The 17,564-nt window shown below is 65.3% G+C and carries 18 protein-coding genes and 1 tRNA gene; 9 read left to right on the plus strand and 10 right to left on the minus strand.

Translation table 11 applies throughout. The features are described from left to right. Positions 1-109 precede the first annotated feature (109 nt). The 3 genes from EU800_RS14635 to EU800_RS14645 are packed head-to-tail and all read left to right on the plus strand — an operon-like array spanning position 110 to position 3,517. Positions 110-1,426, plus strand: a complete 1,317-nt coding sequence (locus EU800_RS14635; protein ID WP_129633651.1) for an amino acid ABC transporter permease — start codon at positions 110-112, stop codon at positions 1,424-1,426. A gap of 1 nt (position 1,427) precedes the next feature. Continuing rightward, complete coding sequence (locus EU800_RS14640) at positions 1,428-2,714, plus strand: amino acid ABC transporter permease (protein WP_129633653.1); 1,287 nt, start codon at positions 1,428-1,430, stop codon at positions 2,712-2,714. 11 nt (positions 2,715-2,725) lie between these two features. Further along, positions 2,726-3,517: an amino acid ABC transporter ATP-binding protein gene (locus EU800_RS14645; RefSeq protein WP_129633655.1), complete on the plus strand. Its 792-nt coding sequence runs from the start codon at positions 2,726-2,728 to the stop codon at positions 3,515-3,517. Between the two features lie 69 nt (positions 3,518-3,586). On the opposite strand, the gene EU800_RS14650 is transcribed toward EU800_RS14645, so the two are convergent. The 7 genes from EU800_RS14650 to ttcA all read right to left on the minus strand — a co-directional run bounded on the left by EU800_RS14650 (position 3,587) and on the right by ttcA (position 11,105). Further along, positions 3,587-4,087, minus strand: a complete 501-nt coding sequence (locus EU800_RS14650; protein WP_129633657.1) for a histidine phosphatase family protein — start codon at positions 4,085-4,087, stop codon at positions 3,587-3,589. A 205-nt stretch (positions 4,088-4,292) separates the two neighbouring features. Continuing rightward, positions 4,293-5,156, minus strand: coding sequence for an acetylglutamate kinase (gene argB, locus EU800_RS14655; protein ID WP_129633659.1), 864 nt, complete (start codon positions 5,154-5,156; stop codon positions 4,293-4,295). Between the two features lie 80 nt (positions 5,157-5,236). Further along, entirely contained in the window at positions 5,237-5,896 is a 660-nt protein-coding gene (yihA, locus tag EU800_RS14660; protein ID WP_129633661.1) for a ribosome biogenesis GTP-binding protein YihA/YsxC, read from the minus strand. Beyond that, complete coding sequence (locus tag EU800_RS14665; RefSeq protein WP_129633663.1) at positions 5,893-6,660, minus strand: MOSC domain-containing protein; 768 nt, start codon at positions 6,658-6,660, stop codon at positions 5,893-5,895. The genes yihA and EU800_RS14665 overlap by 4 nt, the downstream gene beginning before the upstream one ends. After that, a complete protein-coding gene (yidC, locus tag EU800_RS14670) occupies positions 6,657-8,477 on the minus strand; it encodes a membrane protein insertase YidC (protein ID WP_129633665.1) in 1,821 nt (606 codons plus the stop codon). Before yidC ends, EU800_RS14665 begins: the two co-directional genes overlap by 4 nt. Before the next feature lie 150 nt (positions 8,478-8,627). Beyond that, positions 8,628-10,166 (minus strand): bifunctional diguanylate cyclase/phosphodiesterase, encoded by a 1,539-nt coding sequence (locus EU800_RS14675; protein WP_129633667.1) that lies wholly within the window; start codon positions 10,164-10,166, stop codon positions 8,628-8,630. Positions 10,167-10,259: 93 nt separating this feature from the next. Next, positions 10,260-11,105 (minus strand): tRNA 2-thiocytidine(32) synthetase TtcA, encoded by an 846-nt coding sequence (gene ttcA / locus EU800_RS14680; RefSeq protein WP_129633669.1) that lies wholly within the window; start codon positions 11,103-11,105, stop codon positions 10,260-10,262. A 132-nt stretch (positions 11,106-11,237) separates the two neighbouring features. On the opposite strand from ttcA, the gene EU800_RS14685 reads away from it, so the two are divergent. Further along, positions 11,238-12,086: a DMT family transporter gene (locus EU800_RS14685; protein ID WP_129633671.1), complete on the plus strand. Its 849-nt coding sequence runs from the start codon at positions 11,238-11,240 to the stop codon at positions 12,084-12,086. 29 nt (positions 12,087-12,115) lie between these two features. On the opposite strand, the gene yidD is transcribed toward EU800_RS14685, so the two are convergent. Genes yidD through rpmH form a run of 3 tightly spaced genes read right to left on the minus strand, consistent with a single transcriptional unit; the run spans position 12,116 to position 12,873 of the window. Continuing rightward, positions 12,116-12,370 carry a membrane protein insertion efficiency factor YidD gene (gene yidD, locus EU800_RS14690; RefSeq protein WP_129633673.1) on the minus strand — a complete coding sequence of 85 codons (255 nt, stop codon included), beginning with the start codon at positions 12,368-12,370 and terminating at the stop codon, positions 12,116-12,118. After that, on the minus strand, positions 12,367-12,726 hold the full coding sequence (gene rnpA, locus EU800_RS14695) for a ribonuclease P protein component (protein WP_129633675.1): 360 nt from the start codon (positions 12,724-12,726) through the stop codon (positions 12,367-12,369). The genes yidD and rnpA overlap by 4 nt, the downstream gene beginning before the upstream one ends. A 12-nt stretch (positions 12,727-12,738) precedes the next feature. Further along, a complete protein-coding gene (rpmH, locus tag EU800_RS14700) occupies positions 12,739-12,873 on the minus strand; it encodes a 50S ribosomal protein L34 (protein ID WP_012177012.1) in 135 nt (44 codons plus the stop codon). A 288-nt stretch (positions 12,874-13,161) separates the two neighbouring features. Between rpmH and EU800_RS14705 the strand changes: the two genes are divergently transcribed. From EU800_RS14705 to EU800_RS14725, 5 genes are all read left to right on the plus strand, one after another. Next, positions 13,162-13,893 carry a TVP38/TMEM64 family protein gene (locus EU800_RS14705; RefSeq protein ID WP_129633693.1) on the plus strand — a complete coding sequence of 244 codons (732 nt, stop codon included), beginning with the start codon at positions 13,162-13,164 and terminating at the stop codon, positions 13,891-13,893. 3 nt (positions 13,894-13,896) lie between these two features. After that, a complete protein-coding gene (locus EU800_RS14710; RefSeq protein WP_129633677.1) occupies positions 13,897-15,315 on the plus strand; it encodes an NAD(P)/FAD-dependent oxidoreductase in 1,419 nt (472 codons plus the stop codon). 13 nt (positions 15,316-15,328) lie between these two features. Continuing rightward, on the plus strand, positions 15,329-16,741 hold the full coding sequence (locus EU800_RS14715) for an ATP-binding protein (RefSeq protein ID WP_129633679.1): 1,413 nt from the start codon (positions 15,329-15,331) through the stop codon (positions 16,739-16,741). 80 nt (positions 16,742-16,821) lie between these two features. Then, positions 16,822-16,898 (plus strand) — tRNA-Arg (locus EU800_RS14720). 202 nt (positions 16,899-17,100) lie between these two features. Then, on the plus strand, positions 17,101-17,564 hold a 464-nt coding region (locus EU800_RS14725; RefSeq protein WP_129633681.1), incomplete at its 3' end, for a UPF0149 family protein.

Consider the following 17,564-nt stretch of genomic DNA (forward strand, 5'->3'; position numbering starts at 1 on the left):
GCGGCACCAACCGCGCCCTTCCTTGTTTTCCGACGACAAGACCAATCGGGACCAAACGCGCGGGGAGCAAGACCCGCGCGGGGGTGCTCGCCAAGCCGCAGGTATCTTCATGGCAACACTGACCGACCCCAGGAAGGAGTCGTTCAGGCTCGGCATGCTGATCTACGACACCCGCTACCGCTCGTTGACCATCCAGATCATCGCGCTTTTCGGGTTCATGGTCTTCGCCGCCTGGCTGATCAACAACACGATCTACAACCTGGCCGCACAGGGCAAATCCACGGGCTTCGGATTCCTGAGCGACCCGGCCGGCTATGATATCAACCAGCGGCTGCTGGACTACAGTTCGCAATCCACGCATCTGCGCGCCGCCTTCATCGGGTTGCTGAACACGCTGCTCGTCGCGGCAATGGGCTGCATCACAGCGACAGTGATCGGCCTCTTCGTCGGCGTATTGCGGCTCTCGAACAACTGGCTCGTCGCAAAGCTGATGACCGTCTATGTCGAGATGTTCCGCAACGTGCCCGTGTTGCTCTGGATCGTCTTCACAATGGCGATCCTGATCGAGACATTACCGGCTCCGAAGGATTTCCGCGGCGACGATCCCGCGGCGTCGATGGTGCTCTTCGATACCGTGGCGATCACCAACCGCGGTGTCTACATCCCGGAGCCGCTCTTCAGCCGCGGGCTCGGCGACTTCCCGGTCATGGCTGACCGGACAAGTCCGGCCTGCGAGGTCGGAGAGATCGGCGAGATCGGCGATGCTTGCGGTCGATTCCAGGTCAGCCTCGACCTGCTGGCGGTGCTGCTGGTCTTTGGCGCCGGCCTCTACGCTTCCAACAGGATTGCCCACCGCGCCGAGCGGATCCAAAACGAGACGGGCGACCGTCCGACAACGTGGTATCTCCGGCTCGGGGTTATCATCCTACCGACCCTCGCGCTGCTCATCGCACTCGGGTTTCACCTCGGTCGACCGGAGCTCAAGGGCTTCAACTTCCAGGACGGCGTCTATCTGCGGAATTCGCTGATCGCGCTCTGGCTGGCGCTCTCGCTCTACACGGCGGCCTTCATCGCCGAGATCGTCCGCGCCGGCATCCTCGCGATCTCCAGCGGACAGACCGAGGCTGCCGCGGCGCTCGGCCTGCGCTCGGGCCGGATCATGAGCCTGGTGATCCTGCCGCAGGCGCTCCGGGTCATCATCCCGCCGCTGATCTCGCAATATCTCAACCTTACCAAGAACTCCTCCCTGGCGATCGCCGTGGGCTACATGGACATCACCGGAACCCTCGGCGGCATTACTATGAACCAGACAGGCCGCGAGCTCGAATGCGTGCTGCTGCTGATGCTCGTCTACCTGCTCATCTCGCTTTCGATCTCGGCGGTCATGAACTGGTACAACCAACGCGTCAAACTGGTGGAGCGGTAGGATGGCAAATGTTCACTACGTCCGCGGCGCAATGATCGAACAGCTGGAACCGCCCGCTGCGTCTTCCGGTGCCGCCGGCTGGGTCCGCCAGAACCTGTTCTCCTCACCCCTGAACGCAATCCTAAGTGTCCTGTCGCTCGCCCTGGTCTATTCGGTCATTGCCGCGCTGATCCCCTGGCTGATTTCGCCAACCTGGCAGGCCAGTTCACTGAGCGAATGCCGGGAGATCCTCGAAGGCGCGTCGGGCGCCTGCTGGGGCGTGATCCGGGAGCGCTGGCTTCAGCTGCTCTTCGGCTTCTACCCAAGCGAGCTGTATTGGCGGGTTGTGCTCGACTTCTTGTTGCTGATCGTCGCCGTGGCGCCGGTCCTCTTTACCGGCCTGCCGCGCAAGATGCTGATCTTCTCGGCGCTCTACCCGTTCCTGATGCCCTGGCTGCTCTGGGGCGGCACGGTTTGGGGACCCGTCGTTGCGGCGCTCGGCTTCGGTCTCGGCTACCTCGCCCACAAGCTCGCCAAGGCGGCGCTCGGTGGCCTCGCGGCGATGATCCTCGCCGTCCTGGTGCCGGTCATCTGGTGGCTGTTCCTCGCCGGACCTGTCTCCGAAGCCGTCGCCTCGGTCCTGCCGCTGGCGCTTGAGCCGGTCGAGAGCCGGAATTTCGGCGGCTTCATGTTGTCGATCACCATCGGCGTGGTCGCCATCGCCATCTCCCTGCCGATCGGCATCGTGCTGGCGCTCGGGCGGCAATCGAACCTCTTCATCGTCCGTTCGCTCTCTGTGGGCTTCATCGAGTTCATCCGCGGCGTGCCGCTGATCACGCTGCTCTTCGTGGCCTCGACGCTTCTGAACATCTTCATGCCGCCGGGCACCGATTTCGACATTATCCTGCGCGTCATCATCATGGTCACGCTCTTCGCCTCCGCCTACATGGCCGAGGTGGTGCGAGGCGGCCTCGCGGCCCTTCCCAAGGGTCAGTATGAAGCTGCCGACGCGCTCGGCCTCGACTTCTGGCTGGCGCAGCGGCTGATCATCATGCCGCAGGCGCTGAAGATCTCGATTCCCGGTATCGTCTCGACCTTCATCGGCGTCTTCAAGGACACGACGCTGGTTTCGATCATCGGCCTTCTCGACCCGATCGGGCTCTCCAACTCAATCCGTGCCGACCAGTCCTGGAACGGCATCGTCTGGGAACTCTATGGTTTCATCGCGCTGATGTTCTTCATCTTCTGCTTCTCCATGTCCCGCTATTCCATGTTCCTGGAGCGCAAGCTCCGGACCGGCCACCGCTGAGGAGACCGCCAATGTCCGACATCGCCGCGGAACGCGAAATCGACCGCTCGCATATGCAGGTCTCCGATGAGGTGGCTATCCAGATCACCCACATGAACAAGTGGTACGGGACCTTCCACGTGCTGCGCGACATCAACCTGACGGTCTATCGCGGCGAGCGCATCGTCATCGCCGGCCCGTCGGGCTCGGGCAAGTCGACGCTCATTCGCTGCATCAACCGCCTGGAAGAGCATCAGGCCGGCGAGATCGTCGTCGACGGCACGGAACTTTCCTCGGATCTGAAAAACATCGACAAGATCCGGTCCGAGGTCGGGATGGTGTTCCAGCACTTCAACCTCTTTCCGCACCTGACGATCCTCGAGAACTGCACCCTTGCGCCGATCTGGGTACGCAAGGTACCGCGCAAGGAAGCCGAGGCGACGGCGATGCATTTCCTCGAGAAGGTCAAGATCCCCGAGCAGGCGCTCAAATACCCGGGCCAGCTCTCGGGCGGTCAGCAACAGCGTGTGGCCATCGCCCGCTCGCTCTGCATGCGGCCGCGCATCATGCTGTTCGACGAGCCGACCTCGGCGCTCGACCCGGAGATGATCAAGGAAGTGCTCGACACCATGGTGGAGCTCGCCGAGGAAGGCATGACCATGCTCTGCGTGACGCACGAGATGGGCTTCGCTCAGGCGGTCGCGAACCGGGTCATTTTCATGGACCAAGGGCAGATCGTCGAGCAGAACGAGCCGAGAGAGTTCTTCAATAACCCGCAGCACGAGCGCACCAAGCTCTTCCTGAGCCAGATCCTCGGGCACTGAGCGAACGGCGAGGGGCAGGGGCGTCGGAGCAACTTGCCCACCGCTTTTGTGCGGTGCGCTGCGGTGCGCTCAGTCGGCGGTTTCGATCAGGTCATGCGGAGTCAGGAACGTGACGACACTGCCGCTGTGACCAGTCAGCTTGGTCCATTTCTTGATCCCGAAATCGGCAATCAGCAGCGAACCGGTCGGAAAGTCACCGAACCTTGCATGCTCCGGCGCCTCCGCCACGATCGTCTGCGCGAGCAGCGCGATGCCCGGATTGTGCCCGATCATCATCACGCAGCGCGCCTCCGCCGTCCGGAGCACGTCCATCATGGTGTCGGGACTTGCATGGTAGAGGTCGTGACGCAGCTCCGGTTCGCCCGGCAGTTTCAGCTCCTCCCAGGTTTCCCGCGTGCGCCGTGCCGATGAACAGAAGACCTGTTCCGGACGAGCGTGATTGCTCCTGAGCCAATGTCCGAGTGCCTTGGCGCTGCGCTTGCCACGCTTGTTGAGCGGTCGGTCGATATCGTCCAGCTCGGGGTTCACCCAGCTGGACTTGGCGTGGCGGAGCAGAATCAGGCGTTTCATCTCGGTCCGTGCAATGCGCATATCTGGAAGGCCGACGGCGCCGGACTCCGTCTCGGGCGCTGGCTGGCCGGGCCTGCGCGGCGCGCCGACCTGCCCCATGCAATCCGACCCAGCCGGAGTGTCAAGGCGATTGTGCCGGGACAGCCGTGTGCGGCTCGGCAGGAACGGGTCCCGTTCCGTCGCGTTAGCGACCGCGGGCGGTGCTTCACTCGGCGCGGATCATCGAGCCTGCGCCGTGGTCGGTAAAGAGCTCCAGCAGGCAGGCATTGGGCGCGCGCCCGTCGAGGATCACCACCGCGCGCACGCCGTCGCGGATCGCGGCGAGAGCGGTCTCGGTCTTCGGGATCATCCCGCCGGCGATCACGCCCTCCGCGGTCAGCCGCTCCACGGAATCGATGGTCAGCGCGGTGATCACCGCGCCCTCGGCGTCCTTGACCCCCTCGACATCGGTCAGGAGCAGCAGCCGGTCGGCGCGGAGCGCTCCGGCGATGGCACCCGCTGCCGTGTCGCCGTTGACGTTAAAGGTCTCGCCGTCGCGTCCGGTACCAAGGGGCGCAACCACGGGGATGATGTTATGCGCATGCATCTGACGGATCAGGTCCGGCGTGACCTCGACCGGTTGGCCCACCAGGCCGAGCGCCGGGTCCACGGGATCGCAGACCATCATGTTGGCATCCTTGCCGGAAATGCCGACCGCCCGGCCCCCCTCCTGGTTGATCGCCTGCACGATCCGCTTGTTCACAAGCCCCGAAAGCACCATCTCGACCACTTCCATCGTGGCTTCGTCGGTCACGCGCTTGCCATTGACGAATTCGCTCTTGATTTCGAGCTTTTCGAGCAGCGCGTTGATCATCGGCCCGCCGCCATGGACGATCACCGGATGCACGCCGACCTGGTTCATCAGGACCACGTCGCGCGCGAATCCCGCCATCTGCGTCGCATCGCCCATCGCATGGCCGCCGAACTTGATGACCACGGTCGCGCCGGTATAGCGCTGGAGATATGGGAGGGCCTCGGACAGGGTCCGGGCGGTGGCGATCCAGTCGCGGTTCATGTTCTGCTTCTTCATCGATGAGGCTCGGGGTTGGTTGGGCTGTTCTGATACGCCCGGCCGGACCGGCTGCCAAGGGCAAAGGGCGCCGGGCAGGCTCAGCTGTCGGCGAGCGAGGCGATAGTGCTGCGCAGGACCGGAAGCCCGTCACCCGTCTCGGCGGAGGTGACGACAAGCTCGGGGAATGCCGCGGGATGCGGCTGCAGCGCCTTGCGCACCTGCGACAACACCGCCTCGCGCTCCTTCGCCTTGACCTTGTCCGCCTTGGTCAGGACGACCTGAAACGGCACGGCGGAGGTGTCGAGCAGCGTGAGGATCTCCTCGTCCACCGCCTTGATCCCGTGTCGCGCGTCGATCAGCACGAAGGCACGGCGCAGCGTCGGCCGGCCGGCAAGATAGGCCTTCAGCAACGCCTGCCATTTCGCCACCACCGCAACCGGCGCCTTGGCAAAGCCATAGCCCGGCAGGTCGACGATGAAATGGCTCTCCGCGAGGGTGAAGAAGTTGATCTCCTGCGTCCGGCCCGGCGTGTTGGAGGCACGCGCGAGCGACTTCTGGCCGGTGAGCGCGTTGATCAGGCTCGACTTTCCCACATTCGAACGGCCTGCGAAACAGATCTCGACCCGGTCTGCCGGCGGCAGGCCGGACATCGCGACGACGCCCTTCAGGAAGGTGCAGCTTCCCGCGAAGAGCTTGCGCCCGCGTTCGAGCGCTGCCGCGTCAGGTGCGTCGGCGATCGGGAATGGGAGTTCCGTCATGGTGCCGCGACCTCGTCGCCCGGCCGAACGGTGCCGCTGTTGATGACGGTCGCGTAGACGCCGAAATCCCGGTGGCCGAAGGCTGCGCTCAGGGCGCCGAGCGTGTCGGCGTCCACCTGGCCGGTTTCGGGATCGACCTTGGTGGCGTTGCAGCGGGTGATCGGCGCTTCAATGCGCAGGCCGGCCGAACCGATGCGGATCTCCTTGCCGATCCAGCCGCTTTCCGCCCAGGGAGCGACGCCGTCGACCCAGAGGTTCCCGCGAAACCGATGGACCGACAGCGTGCGGTCCAGCATCTCGCCGAGGGCGCGGAGCGAGGCGAGGTTTAGGAGCGCCACGAACGGATCGGGCACGTCCGTCATGGCCTGGGCGCCGGCCGTCACGATGCGGGCGGCGGCCGGGCGTGTGTCTGGCCAGAGCGGAGCCAGCCAGGCGACGAGCCTATCGGACTCTCCCGGTGCATCGGGGGCGATCTCGATCTCCGGCCGCTGGTGATGGTTCAGGCGCACCTTTTGACCATCCGAGGAGAGCGCCGCGCGCACGGCCATGAGCTGCGGTCCGGCGACACCCCGGACAAAGTTCCGCTTGTCCTGCCAGCCACCCGAAGTGCCCCCGAAACGGGCGGCGTCGTGGGCCACGGCCCAGTGGCGGTCGAACGGCAACGTTTCGCCGGCAGAGAGTTCCACCTCGGCAAGCGCCTCCCACCCGATCGACTTGATCGGATGGCGGAAGATATGCGCCAGTCGGCCGGTGGTGCTGGTCATTTCGTGTCGGGCTTCTTGCGCTTGAAACTCGACCTGATGTTGCCAAAGACGTCAGGCTTGTACCCGTGGCGGCGCATGATCGTGTATTGCTGCATAAAGGTCAGCGTGTTGTTGGTGATCCAGTAGAGCACCAGCCCGCTGGCGAAGCTTCCCAGCATGAACATGAAGATCCAGGGCATCCAGGCGAAGATCATCTGCTGGGTGGGGTCAGTCGGAGCCGGGTTCAGCTTCTGCTGCATCCACATCGAGATGCCAAGCAGTATCGGCATGATGCCGAGCGACAGGATGCTGAGCGCGCCGAGATCGGGCACCGTATAGGGCAGAAGGCCGAAGAGGTTGAAGATCGAGGAAGGGTCGGGCGCCGAGAGGTCCCGGATATAGCCGATCCAGGGCGCCTGCCGGAGCTCGATGGTGACGAAGATCACCTTGTAGAGCGAGAAGAAGATCGGGATCTGCAAGAGGATCGGCAAGCAGCCCGAGGCGGGGTTCACCTTCTCCTTCTTGTAGAGCTCCATCATCTCCTTCTGGAGTTTCTGCCGGTCGTCGCCGGCGCGCTCCTTCAGCTTCTCCATCTCCGGTTGGAGTTCCCTCATCTTCGCCATGGAGGTGTAGGACTTGTAGGCCAGCGGGAAAAGAAGCGTCTTGAGGAACAGCGTCAGGGCGATGATCGACCAGCCCATGTTGCCGATCACGCCGTGCAGCCAATGCAGCACGACGAAGATCGGCTTGGTGAGGAAGAAGAACCAGCCCCAGTCGATGGAATCGAGGAATCCCGTGATGCCGTCGTCGTTCTGGTAGTCGCGAATCGTGTCCCATTCCTTGGCGCCGGCAAAGAGCATGGTCTGCTGAACGACCTGCTGGCCCGGTCCGATGTCGATCGAGGGGGAGATCGTCTGTGTCTGGTAGATCTGCGGTCCCGGCTGGAACAGCATCACTTGCTTGTGGGTCTGGCCGGCCGCCGGGATCAGCGTGGTCATCCAGTATTTGTCGGTGAAGCCGATCCAGCCGTCATCGACTCCCTCGACCGTCACGGCCTGCACGCCGAGCGCTGGATCGGTGTCGAAATCCTCGAAATCCTTGTAGTCCATCTCCGTCAGCGCGCCGTCTGCCATGCCGACGACGCCCTCGTGGAGAATGAAGAACCGGGTAAGTTCCGGCAGCCCGTGGCGCGCGATGATGCCGTAGGGCGCCGCGCGTCGGGCGGTGTCGGTTGGGTTCTCCACCGATTGGGTGACGGTGAACATGTAGTTCTCGTCGATCGCGATGCCCCGGCGGAAGATCAGGCCCGACGGGCTGTCCCATCGCAGGGTGACCGGGCTCTCCGGGGTCAGGGTCTCGCCAGACTCGACGCTCCAGATCGTGTCGGTCCCGGGCACGTCGCCCGGCTCGAGGCCGAAGCCAGGGGCCCAGCCGAAGAGCGCGTAATAGGACAAGCCGTCACCGACGGGCTCGAGCAGGCGCACGTTGGGCGAGTCCTCGGCGAGGGTCACGCGGTAGTCGGTGAGCAGCAGGCTGTCGATCCGGCCACCTGCCAGCGAGATGCTGCCCGAGAGGCGCGGCGTCTCGATCTTAAGGCGCGGCGCATCGACGACCTCAGCGAGGGCTGCGGGGGCCGATTGCCCGAGTGCGCCGGGCTCGGCCGCCTGCGGCACCGTGGCGATCGTGCCGCTGCTGCCTTGCGGGGCGGTCTCGCTCGTGGCGACGTCGCTCGGCGGGGGTGCGACCGGCTCTTGCGGCGGGAACAGCAGGAACCAGACGAGGATCACGAGAAAGCTGAGCGCCGTGGCGAGAATGAGGTTCTTGTTCTGATCATCCATCAGGGGATCACCGACGTCCTTCCGACTTCTGGGTTCGGGCAGGTTCAAACTGCCACGAGCGGAAACGTCAAGCAGAATCCCGTTTGGAAGGACGGTGGACGGCATTCCACGCCGCCGCGGCGGGGAACCGCCGATGGGTCTGGGGCGCGGTCACCCGGGCGGGCGGCCGATCTCGGGCGCCTGGCCCACGCGGCTCATGTGCTTGTCCATCCAGGCCATCGTGTCCTCGAAGGGCATCGGTGCGGCGATCCCGAAGCCCTGGACGCTGCCGCATCCGAGTTGCGCCAGCATCGCATGCTCGCCATGGGTCTCGATACCTTCGGCAAGTGTCGCGAGGTCCAGCTGCTCGGCCATCGCCAGGATCGCCGCGACCATCTTCTGCTGGGTCCGGTCGGTGTCCACGCGGGTAACGAAGCTCTGATCGATCTTGATCCGGTTGACCGCAAAACGCCGGATATTGGCGATCGAGGCGTTGCCGATCCCGAAATCGTCGAGGTCCACGTCGCATCCAAGGCCCGCCAGTGCGGTGATATTGGCGGAAACAATGTCGCTGGAGGACCCGGCCACAACGGTTTGGCGCACCTCGATGGTCAGCCGGTCCGGCGTCAGGTCGAACCGGTCGAGCTCCCAGCGGATCCTGTCCGCGAGGCGCGGGTTGCGGAGTTCCGCGGCGGAAAAGTTCAACCCGATACGCGGAACCCGGTAGCCCGACTTGTCCCACAGCCTGAGCGCCGAGAGGCTCTGGAACAGCATCACTTCTCCCAGCCGCTCCAGAGTGCCGGAGGCTTCGACGGCGGCCATGAAGTCACAGGGCGGCAGAACGCCGCGTGTCGGGTGATCCCAGCGGGCGAGGGCCTCGAAGCCGGTGACCAGGCCGGTGTCTGTCGAGATCTGTGGCTGGAACCACGCCCGGATCTGGCCGTTCTCGAAGGCGACGACGATCTCCTCCGAAAGGGATTGGCGCGCCTCGACTGCGTCACCCATTTCCGCGGAATAGGAACGGATCGACCCCGGTCCGGCTCGGCGGGCCTCGTCCATGGCGATCTCCGCGGCCTCGAGAATCGACTCGGCAGTGTGGCGCGGTGCCCGCCGTGCGAGACAGAATCCGACTGACGCTGTGACATAGACGGCCCCTCCTTCGAGGCTGATCGGTTCGGCAATGGCGGCCTGGATCCGTTCCGAGACGCGCAGTCCGACCTCCATGTTGGCCTGTCGGATCGGGCCGAGAACCACCGCATAGCGATGCTCGACCATCCGCCCGGCGAGGTCGCCGGGCCGGATCGCGCCCAGGATCCGGTCTGCTGACAGGCGCAGCACGTCCTCGGCGCCAATTGTTCCGAGCGTCTCGGCCACCTCGGCGAACTCGTCGAGCTGAACCACAAGCGCAATGGTCGACTGGCCGCGGCCTTCAAAATGGTGGAGATGCCCGGCGAGAGTTTCCAGCAGGTGCTCCCGGTTGGCCAGCCCGGTGAGCCCATCCATCCGTTCCTTGTTTCGGTCGCCTTCGAGCAACCCGCCGAGGAGCAGCACGCCGGGAAAGGTCACCGCCGTGATCATCAGCAACCCTTCGCCGCCAAACCAGAACCCGCCGAGCATCAGCGCGGGCAGGAAGGCCAGCGTCTGGGGGCGAAGGAAGGCATGGTTCAGGCGACGCCTGATCCGGTGTATCCGAATCGCTGTCCGGGCCATGGCTGGCTCCTCGATGGGCGCGCGCGGCGCAAATCGTCCCGAAATTAGCGGGTCGGACTCATCAGATCCTTAAGGGGGCCCTGCCATTTACCGTCAATTTTCGTCGTTTTGGGCCTGTCCGCGGGTCAGCCCGGCAAAGTCGAAGAGCTCCGGGTCCAGAAGGTGCGACGGTCGCGCATGCATCAGCGCGCGGAAGATCTTGTTGCGCCGGCCGGGGTGGTTGGCCTCCCAGCCGTCGAGAATTGCCTTGACCTGCTGGCGCTGCAACCCGTCCTGGCTGCCGCAGAGGTCGCAAGGGATGATCGGGTAGTCCATCGCCCGGGCGAAGCGGGCGCAGTCGGCTTCGGCGACATGGGCAAGCGGGCGGTAGACGTAGAGGTCTCCATCCTCGTTCACCAGTTTGGGCGGCATGGTGGCCAGCCGGCCGCCGTGGAAGAGGTTCATGAAGAAGGTCTCGAGGATATCGTCGCGGTGATGGCCGAGCACCACCGCCGAGCAGCCCTCTTCGCGGGCGATCCGATAGAGGTTGCCGCGGCGCAGGCGCGAACAGAGCGCGCAATAGGTGCGGCCCGCGGGGATCTTGTCCATGACGATGGAATAGGTGTCCTGATACTCGATCCTGTGCGGCACGCCCATTCGCTCGAGGAACTCGGGCAGAACGGTGGCCGGAAAGCCGGGCTGGCCCTGGTCGAGGTTGCAGGCGAGGAGTTCCACCGGCAGGAGGCCGCGCCACTGGAGTTCGTGGAGCGCGGCGAGCAGCGTGTAGCTGTCCTTGCCGCCGGAAAGGCAGACCAGCCAGCGCGCGCCGCGTTCGATCATTCCATACTGCTCCACCGCCTCGCGCGTCTGCCGCACGATGCGTTTGCGGAGCTTGCGGAACTCCGTCGTGTCGGGAGCGCCGTGGAACAGCGGGTGAATATCGTCGGGATCGTCGAACATGGGGGCTCTATGGCAGATCGCGGGGCGCCGGCAAAGGGGGCGCGTGACGCGGCCGAATCCGTGCACGGGCTGGACAACTCGCCCCGAATGCCGGAGCCTTCAAGCCTCGCGGCGAGCAGAGGGGAGGCGCGCATGAAACTCTTTCTGCTGACGGCGCTGACCATGGTGGCCTTCGCCGCCAACTCGCTGCTGAACCGCCTCGCCCTTGCAGAAGGCGCGATTGGCCCGGGCGGGTTCGCTGCAATTCGCGTCGGCAGCGGTGCGGCTGTGCTGGCCGCGCTCCTGATCCTGCGGAGCCGGTCCTTACCGCGCCCGGCGCGGCCGCGGCCGGCTGCCATCGCCGGGCTCTCGACCTATCTACTCGGTTTTTCCTTCGCTTATGTCTCGATGGATGCCGGTCTTGGCGCCCTGATCCTGTTCGGCGGCGTTCAGGTCACGATGTTTCTCGGGGCGCTCGCGGAGGGCGAGACGCCGCCACCGCGCCGCTGGACGGGAATGGTGCTCTCCATGGCGGGGCTGGCGGTTCTTACCCTTCCGAAGGGTCCCGTCGCCGTCCCGCCCGGTGCGTTGCTGCTCATGGCCTGCGCTGCGGTCGGCTGGGGGATCTATTCGCTTGCGGGACGGCGCATCTCGGACCCGCTTTCGGTGACGGCCTGGAACTTCCTCTATAGCCTCCCGGTTGTTCTCGTCGCGCATCTGGTCTGGCCCGACGTGTTGGAAGTGAGCACGCGTGGACTCGCCCTGGCGGCCATTTCGGGCGGGATCACCTCGGCTCTGGGCTATGCGCTGTGGTATTCGTTGTTGCCGGACCTCGGAGCGACGCGCGGCGCGCTGGCGCAACTTTCGGCTCCGGCGATCGCTCTGGGGCTGGGAGCGCTCGTTCTCGGTGAGTCGGTCACCTTGTACGCTCTCCTGGCCGCCGCGATGATCCTCGGCGGCGTCGCCATCGGACTGGCGCCGACACGGCGGCGCGGCGGCTAGGCAGGCGCTGATCCGACCACACGCGTCGCCTAGTGGTGATGCCCTGCGTCATGCTCGGGGTCGGTTCCCGGCACCGGGTCGTAGCCGCAGGAACCCCAGGGGTTGCATCGGGCGATCCTCCGGAGCGCCATCCAGCCGCCCTTCAGCGCGCCGTGTTTGGCCAGCGCTTCCAGCGCGTAAGCAGAGCAGGTGGGCTGATAGCGGCAGTTGAAGCCGACCCAGGGACTGAAGACCAGCCGGTAGGCGCGGATCGGCTGCGAAAGGAGCCAGGCGACGGGTTTCATTCGCCGCTCCGTGGCGGCCTGTGGACCCGCTCGACGGCCGTGCGCAGGTCTTCGAGCAGCGACGCAAAGGGGCGTTCGGCTGTTGCCCCGGCCCTGCCGATCAGCACGTAGTCCCAGCCCGGCCGCCCCGCCTCGGGAAGCACGGCGCGGGCAATCTCGCGCAGCCGGCGTTTGGCGCGGTTGCGGGCAACGGCATTTCCGACCTTCTTCGAACAGGTAAAGCCGACCCGCACGAGCGACGGATCGGCCTCGGTGTCTCGACGTTTGCGGGCCTGCAGCAGGAACCCGGGAGTTCCGGCGCGCCCCGCGCGGGCGGCGGCGAGAAAATCGGCACGCTTGGTCAGGGTGGCCAGCATCGGCCCCCCGGATCAGGCGCTGAGCGACTTCCGGCCGCGGGCGCGGCGGGCGTTCAGGATCTTGCGGCCTGCCTTGGTCGCCATGCGGGCGCGGAAGCCGTGGCGGCGCTTGCGGACCAGGTTGGACGGCTGAAAAGTGCGTTTCATCGCTTCGTCTCCGTGAATGTCGGTCTTCGGCCCAAATCCGGCGGCGGATTCGAAGGCGCGGGCAACTTGAAGAACGCCGATTAGGCGAGTTTCGCAGCCAAGTCAATTCACCCGCGCGGAAATCTGCACCAACCGGTGCCTTCCCGGCCAGAACGATATCAGGGTTGCGAGGAACACCCGCTGTGGATCACGAAACACATGCCCTTCTATCAAGCGGGCGTGAAGGGGCTGTCGTCACGCGCGGCGAAACCGCATCTTGGCGGCATGAGGGGAGAGGTGACGAATCCGATGTCCGAGACGACAAGCAATGCTGCGCCGGCGACGCTGCGTCTGCTTCCGCTGGCGTTGCTCGCGCTCGGCGGCGTCGCCGGTGCCGTGCTGCTGGGCGATCTCCTGAGCTTCGAGGCGCTGGCCGAGCATCGCCTGGACCTCCTCGCGCTGCGCGACAGCCACTACGCCGTCACGCTCAGTCTGTTCCTTGCGGTTTACTTCGTCATAGTCGCCTTCAGCCTGCCGGGCGCCACGCTTTCCACGCTTGTCGGCGGCTTCCTGTTCGGCACTTTTCCGGGCGTGCTCTACAACGTCATGGCCGCAAGCCTCGGGGCGCTGGCGATCTTCGCCGCCGCGCGCTTTGGCTTTGGCTCACGGCTCGCGGCGCGGATGGACGCATCGGACGGTCAGGTGAAACGAATCAAGGCGGGGATCGACGCAAACCAGTGGGAGATGCTCTTCCTGATCCGCCTCGTCCCCATCGTGCCCTTCTTCCTCGCCAATTTCCTTCCGGCGCTGGTCGGCGTCCCGCCAGGACGTTTTGCGATCACGACGTTTCTCGGCATCCTTCCGGGCGCGTTCGTCTACACGTCGATGGGCGCGGGCCTTGGCAGCGTTCTGACGCGCGGCGAACGCCCGGATCTCGGAGTGGTCTTCGAACCGCAAATTCTCGCTCCGCTACTTGGCCTGTCTGCGCTCGCTGCCCTGCCGATTGTCCTGCGCGCGCTCCGCCGTCGCAGAGCCGCCTGAATCATGGAACGGCTCAGGACCGACCTCTGTATCATCGGGGCGGGCTCGGGCGGGCTCTCTCTGGCGGCGGGAGCGGCGCAGATGGGGGCGAAGGTCGTGCTCGTGGAAGGTGACGAGATGGGCGGCGATTGCCTCAACCACGGCTGCGTGCCGTCCAAGGCGCTGATCGCCGCGGCGGCGGCCGCAGAAGCGCAGCGCCGCGGCGCGGGCCTCGGCGTGGCGCCGATCGAGCCGGATATCGACTACGCCGTCGCGATGGCGCATGTCCGCCGCGTCATCAATGCCATCGCTTCGCATGACAGCCAGGAACGGTTCGAGGGCCTCGGCGTCCGGGTGATCCGCGCCTGGGGGCGTTTCGTCTCGGGCACCGAGTTGGAGGCAGGCGCGGCCCGTATTTCCGCCCGCCGCTTCGTCGTCGCAACCGGCTCCCGTCCCATTGTGCCACCGATTGACGGGCTTGCCTCGGTTCCCATCGTGACCAACGAGACACTGTTCGACCTGCGCGAGCGGCCGGACCACCTGCTGGTTCTGGGTGGCGGACCGGTCGGGCTGGAGATGGCGCAGGCGCACAGGCGGCTGGGGTGCCGGGTGACGGTAATGGAGGCGGCGCGGGCGCTTGGGGCGGAAGATCCCGAGATCGCAGCGGTGGCTCTGGAGGCGATGCGCGCGGAAGGGGTGGAGATCCTCGAGGAGACCCGAGTCGAGCGGGCCACGGGCACGAAGGGAGCGATCCGGCTCGAGACCTCGGCAGGTCCGGTCAGGGGAACTGATCTGCTGGTCGCAGCTGGACGCAGCGCCAATACCGAGCGCCTGAACCTGACCGCCGCCGGCGTTGATTTCGACAGCCAAGGCGTGTCCGTCGACGCGCGTCTGCGCAGCAGCAACCGCCGCGTCTACGCCATCGGCGATGCCGCTGCGGGGCAGCCGCGTTTTACCCATGCCGCCGGCTACCACGCCACGGTCCTGGCCCGCTCGATCCTCTTCGGGCTGCCGGCACGGGCGGCCACCGCGCATCTGCCGCGGGTCACCTATATCGACCCCGAGATTGCGCAGGTTGGGATGACCGAGGCCGAGGCCCGGCGCGCGCATGGCGCGTCGCTGGAGGTCATCCGCGTTCCCTTTTCCCGGGCCGACCGGGCGATCGCTTCCGGCAGGACCGACGGCCTCGTCAAGATCATGGTGCATCGCGGCCGCCCGGTCGGTGCCGCCGTCGTCGGGGCCGCGGCCGGCGACCTCATCGCGCCCTGGGCGCTCATGATCGCCAACAGGTTGAAAATGAAGGCCATGGCGAACACAGTCCTGCCCTATCCAACATTGGCGGAAATTGGCAAACACGCCACGGGTGCCTATTTCTCGCGTATGTTGTTTGATAGTTGTCTGGTCAGGGCATGGGTTACCCGCGTCCAGCGCCACATCCCGTAAGGCTTCGCTTGCCATGTTCGCCAATTCGCTCTCCGGCCGGTTCCTGATCCTGACGGTGGTGTTCGTCATGCTGGCCGAGGTGCTGATTTTCGTTCCCTCCATCGCCCGCTTCCGCGAGGATTTCCTGCTGTCGCGACTCGAGCGCGCGCAGATCGCGTCGCTGGCGCTGCTGGCAACCGAGGACATGATCGACGAGGACCTGGAGGTGGAGCTCCTGGCGAATGCCGGTGTGCTGAACGTCGTGCTCCGGCGGGACGAGATGCGCCAGCTGATCCTCTCCTCGCCCATTCCCGCACCGATCTATGCCACCTACGATCTGCGCAACGCCTCGGCCTGGGAACTGATCCGCGACGCGCTGGCCTGTCTTGCCGACCCGAAGACGGAAGTGATCCGGGTGATCGGCGAGCCGGTGCGCGAGGCGGGTCTGCTGATCGAGGTCACCATGACCACCGACATCCTGCGCATGGAGATGATCGATTTCGGCCTGCGCGTCCTGCTGCTGTCGGCGGTGATCTCAATCTTCACCGCGCTCCTACTGTTTCTCGCGGTGCGCGGCTTCATCGTCGCTCCGATCCGCCACCTCGTGACTGCGATGAAGAGCTATGCCGCCGCGCCGGAGGATGCGCGCCGCATCATCGCGCCGGACGCGAGTGTGCTCGAACTGCGCGAGGCCGAGGAGGCGCTGGCCTCGATGCAGACCGACCTGACGGGGGCGCTGCGCCAAAAGGAGCGACTTGCGCAGCTCGGCGGCGCTGTGGCCAAGATCAGTCACGACCTGCGCAACATCCTGACCACGGCCCAGCTCTTTGCCGACCGCATGGAAACCAGCCACGATCCTGCTGTCCAGCGCGCGGCGCCGAAGCTCGTGAACTCGATCTCCCGCGCCGTCTCGCTCTGTGAATCAACTCTCGCCTTCGGCAAGGCGGAGGAACCCGCGCCGCGACTCGAGCGGATCCAGCCGGCCTGCCTGGTCAATGATGTGATCGAGAGCGAGCGGCTGGCGGTGGGCGACGCCGATGTGAGTTTCGCCGAAGATGTGCCCTCCAGCATGATCCTGCGTGGCGACCCGGAGCAGCTCTTCCGGGTGATCTCCAATCTGGTGCGCAACGCCCGCGAGGCGATCCTCGCCACCGGAAAGCCGGGGGAGATCTGCGTCGCGGCGACGGAAGATGACAGGGGCTGGCGGCTGACCGTGTCTGACACCGGCCCGGGCCTGCCGCCGAAGGCGCAGGACAACCTCTTCCAGCCCTTTCAGGGCGGTGCCCGCCGCGGCGGCACGGGCCTCGGCCTCGCGATCTCCGCCGAACTCGTGCGCGGACATGGCGGCGCGCTCCGGTTGAAAAGCACGGGGCCGGAGGGCACGACTTTCGAGGTCTTCCTGCCGAAGGATCTCGGCCCGGACGAAGCGCTGCGCGCGTCTTCGTAGGCGAGGCTTGGGGAATTTCCGGACTTTCGTGCGCTTTGCTCTTGCACCCATCCGCCCCCGCAGCTATGTGACCGCCTCACGCGCTGGTAGCTCAGTTGGATAGAGTACTTGACTACGAATCAAGGGGTCGGGGGTTCGAATCCTCCCCAGCGCGCCAATAAATCAATTAGTTAGGGTTTTCTCGCGGGCGGAACTTCCTCATGGGAGAGACGCAGGGCGAGACAAGCACTCCAGTTCTCCACGGCTAGCACCGAGGCGCAGCCAGATTTTATCTTTGATCCGTGGCTGATCGAGCGATGTCCTGATGCCAAAAAAACGGAAGATGATTCCAACAATCCACCTGTGGAGCCTTCTGCCCGATGGATCCCCTTCAGAAACTCGACCAATACCTCACCTCCGACAACGCCCCCGAAAATTCGATGGCGATCTCAGACCTAGACGGCTTCCTGACCGGCGTGGCGTGTCTTCCGGAAGAGATCTCGGAGGAGGTTTGGATGGTAACGGCTCTCGGAGATCCAGATGCCGTGCCTGACGACATCAAGAAACTAGTTACTGATCGGTTCGACGAAATCCACTCGATCTTGGAGCAACAATCTCAGCCTATCGAACCAGTATTCTGGCAGATGAAGGAAGGCCACGTAATCGCCATGGACTGGTGCGAAGGCTTCATGGACGCCGTAAAGCTGGCACCTGCCGCTTGGAAGTCCAAGGTCGAGACATCTGAGGGTGCGAAGCTCATGCTGCCAATCCTAGCCCACATGTTCGACGATCGCGGCAACTCGCTCTTTGGACTGCATCAAGAAGAGATCGACGACACGCTAGC

The organism is Tropicimonas sp. IMCC6043 (assembly GCF_004146235.1).
Lineage (GTDB): Bacteria > Pseudomonadota > Alphaproteobacteria > Rhodobacterales > Rhodobacteraceae > Tropicimonas.